This is a genomic window from Sporosarcina sp. SAFN-015 (assembly GCF_059415085.1).
On the sequence record NZ_JBPFDR010000002.1, the window covers coordinates 386,481 to 400,754 of the forward strand.

The window sequence follows — 14,274 nt, forward strand, 5'->3', positions numbered from 1 at the left end:
CTCCTTATATAGACACTTTTGATAAGTAAAAGTCGTTGATTGATTTGTAACCGGTAGACAAAATTCCTTCCGTCGAATCGAACACTTCATTAAGACCTTCATTCAACAGCATCACTTTGTCGCAATACAATTCGACTTCGTCCATATTATGCGTCGTCAAAATGACCGTGCCGCCTGTACGTTTGTTGTAGTCGGTAATATACGTCCAAAGCGTATTTCGCATATGCGGATCTAACCCGGTTGTCGGCTCATCCAAAATGAGCAATTTTGGTTCGGATAAAAAGGCGATGGCCAGACTAACAATTTGCTTCCAGCCTCCCGATAATTTATCGAAGTATTTTTTACGGTGAGGCTCCAATTTGAAATCACTGACAATCTGTTCAATGTCTACAGTTGAGTTGTAATACGCTTTGAATAGCTTCAGCAATTCGATCACCTTCAGCGTTTTGTAAAACTGAGTTGGCTGCAGAACGGCTGATATGTTCTTGCGTATATGTTCAATCTGGCTCGTCGTTAACGTATTCAATTCATTGTCCAATATGGCGACATTCCCATTGTCGTACGGCTTTAGCGTCATTAATATTTCTAGAAACGTAGATTTTCCTGCTCCGTTTTTGCCGATAACTCCAATAATTTCTCCAGCATTCGCTGTAAAATCGATTCCCTTCAAAACGTTGTTCTCCCCATATGCCTTTTGCAAATTGCTGACCCGCACAATTTCCATTTGCCATCCCTCCGTCGCTGTTCTTTGTACCCTTACTATATCCAGCTGATCCGATTCAGTCTGCCGGTTTTCGATGACCGGTCGTTTTTCTACGGTCAGTTGCAAAAAAGCACCTGTCAGTTGCATCCGATAAAAAGGAGAATCCATAATTATTGTGGAATCTAGTAGAAAAGAGAGATGGTTCAATTGGTTTCATTACAACCGAAAAAACGAAGCAAACTAAGGATTTTTGCAGGAAAGAAAGTGTATAGGCTGAAACGGTATAGTGAATGGTTGTTTGACGGGAAAAAGTATGCGCGAAAAAGGCTTGCCGATAAACTTCCCTATGTAATTATGAAGCATCGTACTCCTTTGCTAAGGCAATTGAAGGACGTTGACATGCAACTGCAAAGGAATAAAATAACGAATCTTCAACTCGCCGCAAAGCGATTGCATAAAATTGTCATTGAGCCAGGAGAAACTTTCTCATACTGGCGTCTTATCGGCAGTACGACAAAACGGAAAGGGTATGTGGACGGCATGATTCTCCATTACGGAAGAGTGACTGTCGGAACGGGCGGGGGCCTTTGCCAACTGTCGAATCTTATTTATTGGATCACGTTGCATACACCGCTAACTGTGACGGAGCGCTATCGTCATAGCTATGACGTCTTCCCTGATTCGAATCGCAGACAGCCATTCGGCAGTGGGGCGACATGTGCTTACAATTATTTGGATTTACAAATAAAGAACGAAACACAAACGCCATACCAGTTGATGATCTATTTAACAGATACACATCTTAACGGTGAATGGCGCTCGATTGTGCCGGCGACACGGACGTATGAAATCTACGAGAAACATCATCATTTCACGAGGGAATTATGGGGTGGCTACGTCCGCCATAATTCGATTTTTCGGAAAGTGATAGACGCGCAAGGGAACCAGATTGACGATGAATTCGTCACAGAGAATCATGCGATAACAATGTATGAGCCATTTCTTACATACGGGGGGGATGAGAAATGATTGTTATGATCAACGGAGCGTTCGGTGCGGGAAAGACATCTGTAGCGGATGAACTGCTGCGGAGATTAGATGGAGCGATGCTGTTTGACCCGGAAATGGTCGGATTCATGCTTAGGCATATCATACCGGATGATATGAAATTGGAAGGAGAGAAAACGGGGGATTTTCAAGACTTGGAAATGTGGAAACCATTGACGGTCTACGTTGCTAGACAACTGCGCGAGACGTACGGCAAGGATTTGATTGTGCCAATGACAATTTACAACAAGGATTATTTCAATGTGATTCATGGCGGCTTTGTAGAGATTGACCCTGAAACATATCATTTCTGTTTGACTGCGAAAAAGGAGACGATCCATGAGCGGTTGCTGGAACGTGGTGAGGAGCAAGGCAATTGGTGCTTTGCACAGACAGATAAATGTATTGCCGGGTTTGAAGATCCATGTTTCGAGCAATTTATTTCTACGGAAAATGTCGGAATCGAAGAGATTGCCGACGTTATTTGCAAACAAATTGGGGTGGCATCTGTGTATTAGATCCGAATGTGGAAGTAGCTGATTGAAATGAAGGCTTATGCAGCGGGAGGAAAATATAAATGAGACAGCAGGATATGCATCCGGAAAAACAGCCAGCGTTAAACATCATAAGAGCATGTAAACAACTCGTCCATTTCGGCTGGCAGCAGTCTCTTTCCTGTTTGTTCCCAGTCGTTATTTTCGCCTCCTTGGCACTGACAAAAATCATACCACTACCATTTCTTCCCCGATATGACTGGCTTCTGATCATTTGCGTTCTCATGCAATGGTGGATGTTGCGTTCAGGGCTGGAAACAAAAGATGAACTAAAAGTAATTACGTTATTCCACGTCATCGGACTCACTCTTGAAATTTTTAAGGTGAATATGGGCTCGTGGTCTTATCCAGAGGAAGGATACTTTAAAGTTTTTGGAGTGCCTTTATATAGCGGCTTCATGTATGCAAGTGTAGCGAGCTATTTATGCCAAGCGTGGAGGAGGCTGGATGTCGACCTTATTAAATGGCCGCCTTTTTGGATAGTAGTGCCTCTCGCATCTGCGATTTACTTGAACTTTTTCACCCATCACTATTGGATCGACATTCGTTGGTGGTTATCTGCACTTGTCATCATTGTCTTTTGGAAATCGTGGGTGAGCTATAAAGTGAATGGAACCCAGTACCGGATGCCGATTGCCTTATCATTTATCCTTATCGGATTTTTCATATGGGTAGCTGAAAATATCGCAACGTTCTTCGGTGCATGGCAATATCCAAACCAAGCCGATGCTTGGAGCCTCGTTCACCTAGGAAAGGTGAGCTCATGGCTTTTATTAGTGATTGTCAGCTTTCTTATCGTAGCGACATTGAAGCTAGTGAAAGGGAAAAACCCGTAAGATCGATGCAATCTTAACAAACACTTTACATCATACTTTGTCCCTATGACCTATAATCGTAATTGACTATAGATCGTTAAGGGGATGCTAAGATTTGAGAATGACAGTCGGGAAAAAGTTATGGGTTGGTTTTTTAGCGATTCTATCAATAGTTCTGTTAGTCGGAGTATCCGGATTATGGGCCCTATCCAAATTGGATGGAGAGTACCGTTATTTAATTGACGACAAGATTAATAATGTCATGCTCTTGGAACAGTTATTATCAGCCCAACATGCCGATGCAAAAAACATTCGGGGCTACATCATTTACAAAGATGAATCTTATATCGAACAACGAAAAGAAATTATGGACGCCATTAAGGGAAAAATAAAAGCGTTAGATCAATCGATACATACGCAATCCGAACGTGAGATTATGAAAGAAGTAAAGGAGACTTCTAAAAGCGCCGAGCAAATCAGTGAACTGATTGTCCGGGATGTCCAAGCAGGGAATACAGATAGTGCAATGGACTTGGCAAAGGAAGTTTCATTTTATCAAGAAGAAGTCTCTGCTAATCTTCAGCAGCTCATTCACCAGCAAGAAACCGAACAGAAACATACTGAAGAACAGCTACAAACCGTATTAAAGTGGATATATGTAAGTATTGGGGGCTTAATCGGCATCGCAGTAGTGGCGAGTATCATCATTGCCCGAATCATTAGCCGTAGCATTGCTCGACCAGTAAGAAAGATGACTGCTTCTCTTTTACAACTTGCAAACGGAGATTTTACAGCAGGGCCGATTTCCGTCCGAAACAAAGATGAAATAGGGGAAATGGCTATCGCGCTGAATGGAATGACAGAAGACTTAAGAGGAATTCTGACAACCGTCAAAGAATCGGCTGTCCAACTTGCAGTCCATGCAGAAGAATTATCCGCGAGCTCAGAAGAAAGTCTTGCCGCTTCGGAAACCGTTGCAGAAATAACTGAACGGAATTTGATGGCGAGTGATGTCCAAGTAACGAAAGTGAATGAATCTAACCTTTCATTGAATGAAATGCTAAAAGGAATTACCCGAATCAGCGATGATAATGAAAGAATGCAACATGCATCGACGGAAGTTGCTGTTCTCGTTACGGATGGAGCCTCACAGATGAAAGAAGTGAATGAGCAAATGGGTAAAATCAGCTCGTCCATTAAGAGATCATCCGACACGATCGGTCAACTGGCAACCCATTCGGAAAAGATTCGCGAAGTGACTTCGGTTATTACGATGATGGCGGAGCAGACGAACTTATTGGCGCTGAATGCAGCAATTGAAGCTGCGCGAGCGGGGGAACATGGCAAAGGATTCGCTGTAGTAGCTGAAGAGGTGCGCCAGCTTGCAGACCAATCGAAGCGGTCAGCAGGACATATTGGCCGAATGATTGATGAGATGGTGCATAACGTCGAGAGATCAATCATAACAGCGGAAGAAGGCAATTCATTTATTGCCAAAGGAAGGGCATTGTCTGAAAGCACTGGAGAGGTGTTTCAAAGGATTGAAAGTGCAACAGTAATGATGAACGATGCAATGAATGCTGTCTCTACAAATATTCAGGAATTGAGGTCAATGACGGATATCATCTCTGCTGAATCGCTAAGCGTACTAGATCTCGCTTTGCAAACATCAGCGGAAGCTCAATCCGCAAGTGCAGCGACAGAGGAACAGCTATCCGCAAATGCAGAAATATCATCACATGCACAGACGTTGGCAATTCTATCGGATCGTCTACGTGGGGATGTAAACCGGTTTGCGATATCTGAGTAATGGAATATGGGGGAATTAATGGTGAGAGCGATTATATTTGATTTTGATGGGACATTGGCGAATACATTGCCAATTTGTTATTACGCATTTCAAAGTGTGTTTAAAGAATTTGATAACAGAGAGCTTACGCCAAACGAAATTTTAGGTATGTTCGGTCCTTCAGAAGTTGGCATTATTAGAGAAAATCTTTTAAGCCCTCATAAAGAAGAGGCGATTGAGTATTTCTATAAACAATATTCACAGTCCCATATTGATTTAGTGGAAGCCAATCACGACATATATGAATTAGTCACGTCCTTAAAAGGGACGGACATAAAGTTAGGGATTTTCACAGGCAAGGCAAAAAGAAGCTTAGATATATCCTTGGAAAAATTACATTTAGAAGGGTTGTTTGATGTCATTATAACCGGCGATGATGTACGCAATCCAAAGCCTGATCCAGAAGGGCTATTGAAAGCTTTATCTATATTAGATGTGAAGAACTCCGAAGCGATATTTGTTGGTGATAGTGATGCAGATGTAATTGCCGGAAAGCAATCCGATGTTTTTACAATTGGCGTTCAATGGCTGCCTGAATATCAAACTGCAACATTTAGCGAGCAACCCAATTTGCTTATGAATAGCGTGACGGAATTTGAGGATTACGTAAAGGCGGGGGTCAAATGAGTACGTCATGGTTAGATTGGGCAAAAAGGATTCAAGCATTGTCTCAGTCTGGGTTAGCTTTTTCGAAGGACATATATGATATCGAGCGTTACGAAGAGTTACGTCAAATTAGTGTAGAGATTATGGCGGAGTATACCGACCTTGAAATTAATAAAATTGAAGGCTTGTTTACGAATGAAACAGGCTACCAAACGCCAAAAGTGGACGTTCGAGGCGTCGTTTTTAGAGATGGTCAAATATTAATGGTGAAAGAAAATATCGATGATCAATGGGCTTTGCCAGGTGGTTTTTGTGATATTGGATTATCTCCTTCAGAAAATATAGTGAAGGAGATTAAAGAGGAATCTGGTTATGATGTCTTCCCGGTGAAATTACTCGCCTTACTGGATAAAAACAAGCATCCGCATCCTCCAGAACCATACCATTACTATAAAATTTTCATTTTGTGCGAAATTATCGGAGGGAAGCCAGCTGTAGGACCGGAAACGAATCAAGTTAATTTCTTTTCGGAACACAATTTACCCCTTCTTTCTGCGAATCGAAATACCGAATCGCAAATTAAAACAATGTTTGAATACTTGAAGGACCCTGAAAAAGAAACGATATTTGATTGATATTTTTCCTGCAGATTTCCGTTCAATGGCTTGAACGGTCTTTTTTTGCTGTTTTCGTAAACTTTTTTGCTTTTATTAATTTTGAAGCCTTGATGAATTTCTGATAAAATATATAGTAGAATTTGTAAATGCAATATACAATGAAATATTCAGCATAGTGATAGGAGGTTTTGTAAAATGGATTTAGGTTTAACTGCATCCTTGATTTTAAACGTGGCATTGCTGATTGTAATTTTTGGTCAATCCAAGGAAATCAAGGTTTTAAGGAAAGAGAACCAAAAATCGCTTCCTAATAAAAGCAATGATGAATTAATTGCCGTAGCAAGTGGAAAATTGAAATCTATAGGTGATATAAAAACTATAAAGTATCTGAGAGAAGAAAAGGGCATGTCAATGTTAGAGGCAAAACAATTTGTGGATACCCTAAAAGAATAGATTAATTAAAGGTCGCAAATTTTTGCGGCTTTTTTTATGCTCTTCTTAACGTCTGAACGAATCAAAAATTTCCTAGTCACATTGCACCGCCCCCGTAAAAGCAACAATCTATACGAAAACAGCCTTTATTTATGAATAATAATGTTGGAAAGATTGAGGAAACTATTGATGGGCTATAACGTATACGTACTATTACTAAAACTATGAGTGTTAGGAGAATGATTATGGCCATAGAATTGCGTGCAATTATCCCTTATTTGACTGAGGAAAGATTGTCCGCTTTCTGGACGGATTTCCAGGTAGGTGCGTATGCGTTATATACAGATGAATCTGTGTATTTGTTTCATCATCCTGCCTATCCTGAGACAATGCAATCTTTTGTACAGCTTCCATGGAGTGAGGAGTTTGCTGGGAATACGTCGATTTTGTTTCATGATTACCCAACAGCCATTGTCCAAATGGACAGCGGTATAGATGAGAACCGTTTGTACTCAGTACTTGCGCATGAGTTGTTTCATGGATTGCAGTATGTCAAAGGCGAGTCAAGGTTCCCCGATGAAGTGCTCGGGATCACGTACCCGCTAGTTGCCGAGAACGTGGAGTTGCGCCAACAGGAGCGGTTTCATTTGTATAATGCTGTTACCGCGATGGGCGCAGAAAAAAGAAAACATCATCTAAACCAATTCATTTTGTATCGTGAGAAAAGAGCAGAAGTCATCGGTCCATTTATGAAATATGAGCAGTTGATAGAAACGGTTGAAGGTCCTGCATTTTATGTAGAGTTACATGCGTATGTTGCGAAAAGCGGTGTTTCAAAGGAAAGAGAAATCAAGTCTTACGGTGAACCTTTGCTTGACATAGCAGATGCAACTAGACATTTACGCAGAAGTTGCTATAGTGCTGGGTTGTTCCTTTGCATTCTATTAGACGAAATTTCCCCAGGATGGCAAGCGGGCTTCATGCAATCCGAGTTGACGTTATACGAGTATTTCAGACAGTTTGTCGATCCTATTCAAGAAAAGGCACTAGAAAGTGATTCATCAGTGGACATCAGTGAACTCGTCACCACTATAATGAACGAGCGAGATGAAAGGATCGCGGAATCTCTACAGCAGGCTAAATATGTACTTAGCATTCAGGGAGAAATCAAAGTTACAGGAATTGACCCGATGAACATTATCGTCAGCGGAAATAAATTGCTGCATCAAAATTTTGTTCGTTTGAAGATGAATGAACAGGATTATTTATTTCGGCTGCCAGTCATCGCTTTGATAGAAGACAGCATCTTTGGTTGTAAATATGTTCAAATTCTGTTGAATGAGAAATTGGTTGTAGAAGAAGGGGGAATTTTCATTCCGGGTGTCGGTATCGTTGAAGGTAGATTCGATGAAGTAGAATCGACTTTGTGGATATAAAAAGATTTTCTTCGCAATAGCTTAGAATGAATGTAAGGTGTTACTATTCTAATTCCACCGTTAGTAGAATCCTCGTATTCAACCGATAGTTGATAGGCGACTAAAGGGCGATATGCTACGCTGAATGTACAGTGCGCGCTGAAACTTAATGGGGAGGTTGTTTGGATGTTGGATACTCTGAAGGTTGGGAGCTTCATATCAAAGCTGCGAAAAGAAAAAGACTGGACGCAAATGGAATTGGCGGATCGTTTAAACGTAAGTCATCAAGCTGTTTCAAAATGGGAGCGTGGCGATTCGTTGCCGGATATCGGAACGTTGATGCAGATTGGGCAAATTTTCGGTGTGTCAGTTGATGAGTTGATGAATGGGGGAGCCGATAAGGAAAGCTCGACTTATATCCATAATCTCGGAAGGATCATGACAGGGTTTACTGAAAACCGTCGGGATGAAGTTGCTAAGATGATCAATACGGGAGAAGCGGATATGGAAGGGTTGATTGAAGTGGCGCCATTACTAAAAGCAAGCGAATTGGCGGAAGTGACCGAACGAGTGGACAAGCGGTTATTCAACCAAGATTTGGTCGTGCGGTTGGCTCCATTTGTCGAAACTGAATTGTTGGATGGATTGGTGACAGAGGCGATGGAAGACGACGTCGATATGAAATTCGTTCAAAAACTGGCTCCGTTCATTAGCAGAAATGCTTTGCTCCGTTTAGTTGATAAAGCAAATAAAGATGGAATGGATTTGAATGTCGTTGTTCGCCTAGCGCCGTTTATCGGGAAGGAAGCCGTAGATGAACTCATTGAGCAAGCGATAGATGAAGGGATTGAATGGAATCTCATCGTCCGCTTGGCACCTTTCTGCAGCAAGGAAAAATTAATGAGCTTAGTAGATCGGACTGTGGATGGCAAGTTGGATTCAAGTTGTCTTATTTCGCTTGCACCTTTTCTCGGAAGGGAATCTTTGAAACGGCTTGTGGATGAAAAGGAAATTGGCAATATGGATCCAGAGACAATTGCGCGTCTAGCGCCTTTTGTTGACAAGGCGACGCTGAGCGGATGGATTCAAGCGTTATTGGTGAAGTAAGAAGTGAAGCAGCACTGTAAATCGGTGCTGTTTTTTTGTTCTGAAAAAAGGAATTACGTGACGTATTGTTGAATAATAGCAGATGAGAATACAATATGTATTTTTATGTATTCTTTTGGTAGTTTTATGTATTATTGATGTTTCTGCTTATTAATCCGATTGGGGGATGAGTAATGAGAATAAGAAATGGCCAGTTGCTTGTCCGGGATTTAATTGAAGGGGACAAGCTTTTGTTGGTGAAGTGGTTGTCCGATCTAGAAGTTCTTCAGTATTACGAAGGTAGAGATCGTCCATTGGATTTAGCGCAAGTCGAAGAGGATTTTTTTGGGGAAGCGGAGGAAGAGACGAGGTGTCTCATTTTATTTGATGAGAAGCCGATAGGATATGTGCAATTCTATCCGGTTGGGGATGAGGAAAGAAGGATCTATGGCTATTCTGATCCGTCAGAAATTCTTTATGGTATGGACCAGTTTATCGGCGAACCTGATTATTGGAATAAAGGAATCGGGACGCAACTTGTTGAAATGATTGTAGCGTATTTATTGACTGAAAAAAATGTAGACCGCATCGTTATGGATCCACAAACGTGGAATGAGCGGGCAATCCGTTGCTATGAGAAATGCGGGTTCAAGAAAGTGAAGCTTTTGCCTAAGCATGAATGGCATGAAGGGGAGTATCGGGATTGCTGGCTGATTGAATATATCGGGAAGTGATATTGTGAATATAAGGGATCGAGGATCTGCCGTTATTATTGAGGGAGATAAGATTGTACTTATTAAGAGAAATCGTGATGGAGAGGAATATTACGTCTTTCCAGGTGGCGGAATTGAAAAAGGTGAAAGCCCTGAACAGGCTACAATTCGGGAAGCGTTCGAGGAGCTAGGTGTTCGGATTGATGTAATAAAATGTCTTGGGACTGTTGAATTCAAAGGCAAGCAGCATTATTTCATTTCCAAAATTGTCGGAGGGGAATTTGGAACAGGACAGGGCGAGGAATACGAAGAAAATCGTAACCGCGGAATCTATGAGCCGATGTGGATACCGATTTCTGAGCTCGACTCGTTAGATGTTCGCCCAATGGAAATTGCTAAGATATTGATTGAACAGAAGGAAATCTGAAAAGTGGTTGGAGGAACCAGGGATGAGAAGAATGAAAAGAATGAAAGCACCGTTTGCAGCCAAACGATTTGTCGATGAAGAATTTCCTCATTGCCAAGCTGCGCTTCTCGCGGGAAGCGTAATTAGAGGCGAAGAAACCCCAACATCTGATCTGGATATCATAATTTTTGATAATCAAATCGAAGAAGCCTATCGTGAATCCCGTATTGAATACGGCTGGCCGATTGAAGTATTCGTACATTCTTTGACTTCCTATAAAGACTACTTTAGAAGTGATGCTGAAAGAGCACGTCCCTCGCTGCCTCGAATGGTGGCGGAAGGAATTGTGTTGAAGGACTCCGGAATTTTATCCACGATTAAAAACGAAGCTGCGGAGCTGTTAAATAATGGGCCTGCCTATTGGTCAGAACAAACATTAACGACAAAGCGGTATATGTTGACAGACGCACTTGGGGATTTGATAGGCACACAAAATGAAGCGGAAGCCCTTTTTATCGCCAATACGCTTGCCGAAGCAATCCATGAATTTGTACTACGGACGAACGGGCAGTGGATCGGCGCTTCCAAATGGATCGTGCGGGCTTTGAAACAATACGACGAGGATTTTGCAGAAAGATTTGTGAAAGCATTTGACGCTTTTTATAAAACGGGCAATCGAGAAGGAATCATCAAAATCGCAGACGAAGTACTAGCACCATTTGGCGGAAGATTATTTGAAGGGTACTCTGTTGGGAAATGAGGCGTTGAAGATGACGGTCACATACGTTGATTGGGGCGGACATAAGTTAAAGCTCACATGGATGCAAGGGTTGATGCCCACTAGGGAGTTGATTACGAGTGTGCATGCATTTTGTTTTCATGAGGGGCGGCTGCTCATGGTTAATTTGAATGATCGTGGTTGGGACTTCCCAGGAGGGCATATCGAGGCAGGCGAAACTGTGGAAGCGTGTGTCTGTCGAGAAGTGGTGGAGGAGGCTTACGTGACTGGTGATTGCACGCTGTTAGGTGCCCTTGAAGTGAATCATGAAGAGAATCCGTTATGGCATCCATCCAGCCCCTATCCGAAAGTGGGTTATCAAATGTTTTACCGGATGGACATTACGGAATTTCTCCCGTTTGAGGCGGGTTTTGAATCGTCGGAGAGGTTGCTGATCCAGCCGGAAGAAGCTGCTCACTATCATAAGGGATGGCAGACTGGCTTTGATGAAATTATGGATGCAGCAATACGTGTTCATGAGTTATCTATTGAATAAAGTGAAATATCTATTGGATACCAAGAGTTATCTATTGAATATCACAATTTATCACCAAAATAGAACCTTTGATTCATATAAAAGAAAGGCGGTCAGCTTAAATGAAGATACGAAAATTACAGCATGATGAAACACCGCCATATGAATTGCTTCTACTTGCCGATCCATCGCGTGAACTTGTAGAAGCATACGTAGCAGAAGGAGAATGTTATATCGCGGAGGAACAAGATAACATAATTGGAGTATTTGTTATCGTACCGTTGACTAACGAGACAGTGGAGATCAAAAACATCGCCGTCCGTGAAGACAAGCAAGGTCATGGGATTGGCAAGAAATTGCTTGGTGCAGCTATTGAGGTAGCAAAAAGCCATGGCTATGAATGGATCGACATCGGAACGGGAAATTCAAGCATAGGTCAGCTTGCACTCTATCAAAAATGCGGGTTTCGCATTTCGGGTGTTATCAAAGACTTCTTCGTGCAGCATTATGATGAGGTCATTACGGAGAACGGTATCCAATGCATGGATATGATTCGGCTTAGGCTGCAAATTTAGTAAATGGAGAGAAAAAAGATGCGAATTCCAGAGAAATTAAAACAGGGAGACGAAATAAGAATCATTGCGCCAAGTCGGAGTGCAAGCATTTTATCCGAAGAAGGCGTTCAAACTGCAAAAGAGCGGTTAGAGAATTTAGGTTTCAATGTTTCATTCGGTAAACATGCTTTTGACAAAGACCTTCAAAACTCCACCTCTATTCAGCGACGAGTAGAGGATTTGCATGAGGCATTTGCCGATGAAAATGTAAAAGGCATTTTAACGGTCATTGGCGGGTTCAATTCGAATGAACTCTTACCATATATTGATTATGAATTAATAAAAGAGAACCCGAAAGTTTTCTGTGGATATAGCGATATTACAGCTATCGGAACAGCGATATCGACGCAAACAGGAATGGTAACATATTCTGGGCCACATTTCTCAAGCTTTCAAATGCAAAAGGCGCAGGAATACCAAACACATTTCTTTACACAATGTCTCATGCAGGATGTGCAGTTTACATTGGAACCATCTGAACAATGGAGCGACGATGCATGGTATTTGGATCAGGAAAATCGGGTCTTCGAGGAGACTGTTTGGAAGACATATAACGACGGAACAGCGAGCGGCGAGCTTTGGGGAGGTAATTTGTGCACATTGAATTTGCTGCAAGGAACAAAGTACATGCCAGAGATTGAAAATGCGATTCTTTTTGTTGAAGATGATGAGATGACGATTCCAGAAACGTTCGCAAGGGATTTGACGTCTTTATTGCAAAATGCACAGTCCATAAAAGCTCTTGTCATCGGTAGATTTCAACGAGCATCGAAAATTACAGAAGAGCAATTGCTGTTTATTCTGGATAAACATCCAATATTGAAGGAGATTCCTGTATTATACGACGTGGATTTCGGCCATACCCAGCCGATTTTCACATTCCCGCTTGGTGGAGAAGTGCAAGTGGACGCTTCGAACGGGTTTTTAAAACCTTTGAGATTCTAAGAAGATTTCAATCCATTTCGCCACTTCGCCTTATGCCTGTCGCATCTGAGCAAGCCGCTTCCGCTTTTCTTATTGTCCAGCTCCAGCGGCTAGATGCTCGGGTCATAAGTCGAAGTTGCTGCGTGGCAAAGTGCGCCACTTCGCCAATTCGCCACTTCGCCTTATGCCTGTCGCATCTGAGCAAGCCGCTTCCGCTTTTCTTTTTTGTCACGAATTCGTCGGGAGACAAACAGCGACTTTCCCATTACGCTAAAAGTAACAGATGTGAAACTTTCGTGGGAGTGTTGCTGTGATGAGGTGGATGTTGATTCCGATGTTGCTGTTTGCCGCTGTGATGATGACAGGTTGTGTATATGAGTATACGGAGGAAGATGGCTATCGCATGGCGGTCATCAATGAAGGGTTTCCGGTTCCGAAAAATGCCTATGAATTGAAGCCAGAGGATTGCACGTCAGAAATTGCAAAGTCGGCGAAGTATAAGTTGAAGGGTATCGGGGATGAAGAAGGAACCCCGCCTGCAGATTATTTGGAGGAAATTCAAAAGTGGGGATGGACCGAGCTTGAAGACAAGCGGGTCGGCCATGTTCATTACTTTGAAAAACAGGGCAAAATCATGTCACTTATCATTCAAGAAAATGTGTTTGATGTGTTTGAGATGAGTGATGATGTGGAGTTGTAATTTGACTGCACTCCAAGTTGAAAGCAATCGACTTGGAGTGCAGTTTTTGTTATGGATAGCCTGTATTATTCAAACAACACAACTTCAGGATCTTTCCCGACACAATGCACAAGCATGGCATGCAGCTGTCCGCGATGGTGATAAAGATGGGAAGAGATTTCTAACAGCCATTCAAACCGCGTGTAGGAAACACCCCAGTACGAAGTTGTCGTTTGCATTAGTTCTTCCTCTGTATATTCAAGATAGCGATTTTCCAATAAAGCGAGGTTAGCAAGCAGGGCGTCTTTCATTTCAAGTAAGGTTTGAAGACGGTTGGAGGAATAAAATGTGCTCATCTGTTCCTCGGAAGCTTCGTCTGAAATGAGCAAATCTGCCTGGCATATTAATGAAATATGGGCTACAACCTGCCCAATGGAAAACTTGTTTTCCGTGGGTTGAATAACTAAATCGCTCAATTCTAATTTGTCCATCATGTCAGCGATAGACCGTACGGCTATCGATATTTGATTCAAAGTTGTTTTTACATACGAATTCATTTCT

The 14,274-nt window shown here is 42.1% G+C and carries 18 protein-coding genes; 16 read left to right on the forward strand and 2 right to left on the reverse strand.

Features of this window, described 5'->3' with window-relative positions; all coding sequences use genetic code 11:
- Positions 1-4 precede the first annotated feature (4 nt).
- Positions 5-871: an ABC transporter ATP-binding protein gene (locus ACR65H_RS05010; RefSeq protein WP_440499064.1), complete on the reverse strand. Its 867-nt coding sequence runs from the start codon at positions 869-871 to the stop codon at positions 5-7.
- A gap of 30 nt (positions 872-901) precedes the next feature.
- Here ACR65H_RS05010 and ACR65H_RS05015 point away from each other — a divergent pair, with 30 nt between their 5' ends.
- The 16 genes from ACR65H_RS05015 (at position 902) to ACR65H_RS05090 (ending at position 13,734) form a co-directional block, all read left to right on the forward strand.
- Positions 902-1,732 carry a VanW family protein gene (locus ACR65H_RS05015; protein WP_440499065.1) on the forward strand — a complete coding sequence of 277 codons (831 nt, stop codon included), beginning with the start codon at positions 902-904 and terminating at the stop codon, positions 1,730-1,732.
- Entirely contained in the window at positions 1,729-2,268 is a 540-nt protein-coding gene (locus ACR65H_RS05020) for an AAA family ATPase (RefSeq protein WP_440499066.1), read from the forward strand. Before ACR65H_RS05015 ends, ACR65H_RS05020 begins: the two co-directional genes overlap by 4 nt.
- Before the next feature lie 107 nt (positions 2,269-2,375).
- A complete protein-coding gene (locus ACR65H_RS05025) occupies positions 2,376-3,140 on the forward strand; it encodes a DUF817 domain-containing protein (protein WP_440499212.1) in 765 nt (254 codons plus the stop codon).
- 100 nt (positions 3,141-3,240) lie between these two features.
- On the forward strand, positions 3,241-4,929 hold the full coding sequence (locus ACR65H_RS05030) for a methyl-accepting chemotaxis protein (RefSeq protein ID WP_440499213.1): 1,689 nt from the start codon (positions 3,241-3,243) through the stop codon (positions 4,927-4,929).
- Between the two features lie 18 nt (positions 4,930-4,947).
- Positions 4,948-5,595 (forward strand): HAD family hydrolase, encoded by a 648-nt coding sequence (locus tag ACR65H_RS05035; RefSeq protein WP_440499214.1) that lies wholly within the window; start codon positions 4,948-4,950, stop codon positions 5,593-5,595.
- Positions 5,592-6,209, forward strand: coding sequence for an NUDIX hydrolase (locus tag ACR65H_RS05040; protein WP_440499067.1), 618 nt, complete (start codon positions 5,592-5,594; stop codon positions 6,207-6,209). Before ACR65H_RS05035 ends, ACR65H_RS05040 begins: the two co-directional genes overlap by 4 nt.
- A 177-nt stretch (positions 6,210-6,386) precedes the next feature.
- Complete coding sequence (locus ACR65H_RS05045; RefSeq protein WP_440499068.1) at positions 6,387-6,644, forward strand: hypothetical protein; 258 nt, start codon at positions 6,387-6,389, stop codon at positions 6,642-6,644.
- A 224-nt stretch (positions 6,645-6,868) separates the two neighbouring features.
- The gene (locus tag ACR65H_RS05050; protein WP_440499069.1) at positions 6,869-8,059 is read left to right on the forward strand and encodes a hypothetical protein; all 1,191 of its coding nucleotides are present in this window, start codon (positions 6,869-6,871) and stop codon (positions 8,057-8,059) included.
- A gap of 165 nt (positions 8,060-8,224) precedes the next feature.
- A complete protein-coding gene (locus ACR65H_RS05055) occupies positions 8,225-9,145 on the forward strand; it encodes a helix-turn-helix domain-containing protein (RefSeq protein WP_440499070.1) in 921 nt (306 codons plus the stop codon).
- Positions 9,146-9,318: 173 nt separating this feature from the next.
- Positions 9,319-9,858 carry a GNAT family N-acetyltransferase gene (locus tag ACR65H_RS05060; protein ID WP_440499071.1) on the forward strand — a complete coding sequence of 180 codons (540 nt, stop codon included), beginning with the start codon at positions 9,319-9,321 and terminating at the stop codon, positions 9,856-9,858.
- 10 nt (positions 9,859-9,868) lie between these two features.
- The gene (locus ACR65H_RS05065; RefSeq protein WP_440499215.1) at positions 9,869-10,264 is read left to right on the forward strand and encodes an NUDIX hydrolase; all 396 of its coding nucleotides are present in this window, start codon (positions 9,869-9,871) and stop codon (positions 10,262-10,264) included.
- 22 nt (positions 10,265-10,286) lie between these two features.
- Positions 10,287-11,003: a nucleotidyltransferase domain-containing protein gene (locus tag ACR65H_RS05070; protein WP_440499072.1), complete on the forward strand. Its 717-nt coding sequence runs from the start codon at positions 10,287-10,289 to the stop codon at positions 11,001-11,003.
- A 10-nt stretch (positions 11,004-11,013) separates the two neighbouring features.
- Entirely contained in the window at positions 11,014-11,517 is a 504-nt protein-coding gene (locus tag ACR65H_RS05075) for an NUDIX hydrolase (RefSeq protein ID WP_440499073.1), read from the forward strand.
- Between the two features lie 101 nt (positions 11,518-11,618).
- Positions 11,619-12,071 (forward strand): GNAT family N-acetyltransferase, encoded by a 453-nt coding sequence (locus ACR65H_RS05080; protein WP_440499074.1) that lies wholly within the window; start codon positions 11,619-11,621, stop codon positions 12,069-12,071.
- A gap of 18 nt (positions 12,072-12,089) precedes the next feature.
- Positions 12,090-13,055 (forward strand): S66 family peptidase, encoded by a 966-nt coding sequence (locus ACR65H_RS05085; protein WP_440499075.1) that lies wholly within the window; start codon positions 12,090-12,092, stop codon positions 13,053-13,055.
- A gap of 292 nt (positions 13,056-13,347) precedes the next feature.
- On the forward strand, positions 13,348-13,734 hold the full coding sequence (locus ACR65H_RS05090) for a hypothetical protein (protein ID WP_440499076.1): 387 nt from the start codon (positions 13,348-13,350) through the stop codon (positions 13,732-13,734).
- Positions 13,735-13,799: 65 nt separating this feature from the next.
- Here ACR65H_RS05090 and ACR65H_RS05095 read toward each other — a convergent pair whose 3' ends face one another.
- Positions 13,800-14,270 carry a DinB family protein gene (locus ACR65H_RS05095; RefSeq protein WP_440499077.1) on the reverse strand — a complete coding sequence of 157 codons (471 nt, stop codon included), beginning with the start codon at positions 14,268-14,270 and terminating at the stop codon, positions 13,800-13,802.
- Positions 14,271-14,274 lie beyond the last annotated feature (4 nt).

Coding starts and splice junctions, on each gene's coding strand:
- ACR65H_RS05045 (WP_440499068.1), top strand. CDS start 6,387: ATGGATTTAGGTTTAACTGCATCCTTGATTTTAAACGTGGCATTGCTG.
- ACR65H_RS05010 (WP_440499064.1), bottom strand. CDS start 871: ATGGATTCTCCTTTTTATCGGATGCAACTGACAGGTGCTTTTTTGCAA.
- ACR65H_RS05095 (WP_440499077.1), bottom strand. CDS start 14,270: ATGAATTCGTATGTAAAAACAACTTTGAATCAAATATCGATAGCCGTA.
- ACR65H_RS05020 (WP_440499066.1), top strand. CDS start 1,729: ATGATTGTTATGATCAACGGAGCGTTCGGTGCGGGAAAGACATCTGTA.
- ACR65H_RS05060 (WP_440499071.1), top strand. CDS start 9,319: ATGAGAATAAGAAATGGCCAGTTGCTTGTCCGGGATTTAATTGAAGGG.
- ACR65H_RS05090 (WP_440499076.1), top strand. CDS start 13,348: ATGAGGTGGATGTTGATTCCGATGTTGCTGTTTGCCGCTGTGATGATG.
- ACR65H_RS05070 (WP_440499072.1), top strand. CDS start 10,287: ATGAGAAGAATGAAAAGAATGAAAGCACCGTTTGCAGCCAAACGATTT.
- ACR65H_RS05040 (WP_440499067.1), top strand. CDS start 5,592: ATGAGTACGTCATGGTTAGATTGGGCAAAAAGGATTCAAGCATTGTCT.
- ACR65H_RS05055 (WP_440499070.1), top strand. CDS start 8,225: ATGTTGGATACTCTGAAGGTTGGGAGCTTCATATCAAAGCTGCGAAAA.
- ACR65H_RS05075 (WP_440499073.1), top strand. CDS start 11,014: ATGACGGTCACATACGTTGATTGGGGCGGACATAAGTTAAAGCTCACA.
- ACR65H_RS05050 (WP_440499069.1), top strand. CDS start 6,869: ATGGCCATAGAATTGCGTGCAATTATCCCTTATTTGACTGAGGAAAGA.
- ACR65H_RS05035 (WP_440499214.1), top strand. CDS start 4,948: ATGGTGAGAGCGATTATATTTGATTTTGATGGGACATTGGCGAATACA.
- ACR65H_RS05030 (WP_440499213.1), top strand. CDS start 3,241: ATGACAGTCGGGAAAAAGTTATGGGTTGGTTTTTTAGCGATTCTATCA.
- ACR65H_RS05015 (WP_440499065.1), top strand. CDS start 902: ATGGTTCAATTGGTTTCATTACAACCGAAAAAACGAAGCAAACTAAGG.
- ACR65H_RS05080 (WP_440499074.1), top strand. CDS start 11,619: ATGAAGATACGAAAATTACAGCATGATGAAACACCGCCATATGAATTG.
- ACR65H_RS05085 (WP_440499075.1), top strand. CDS start 12,090: ATGCGAATTCCAGAGAAATTAAAACAGGGAGACGAAATAAGAATCATT.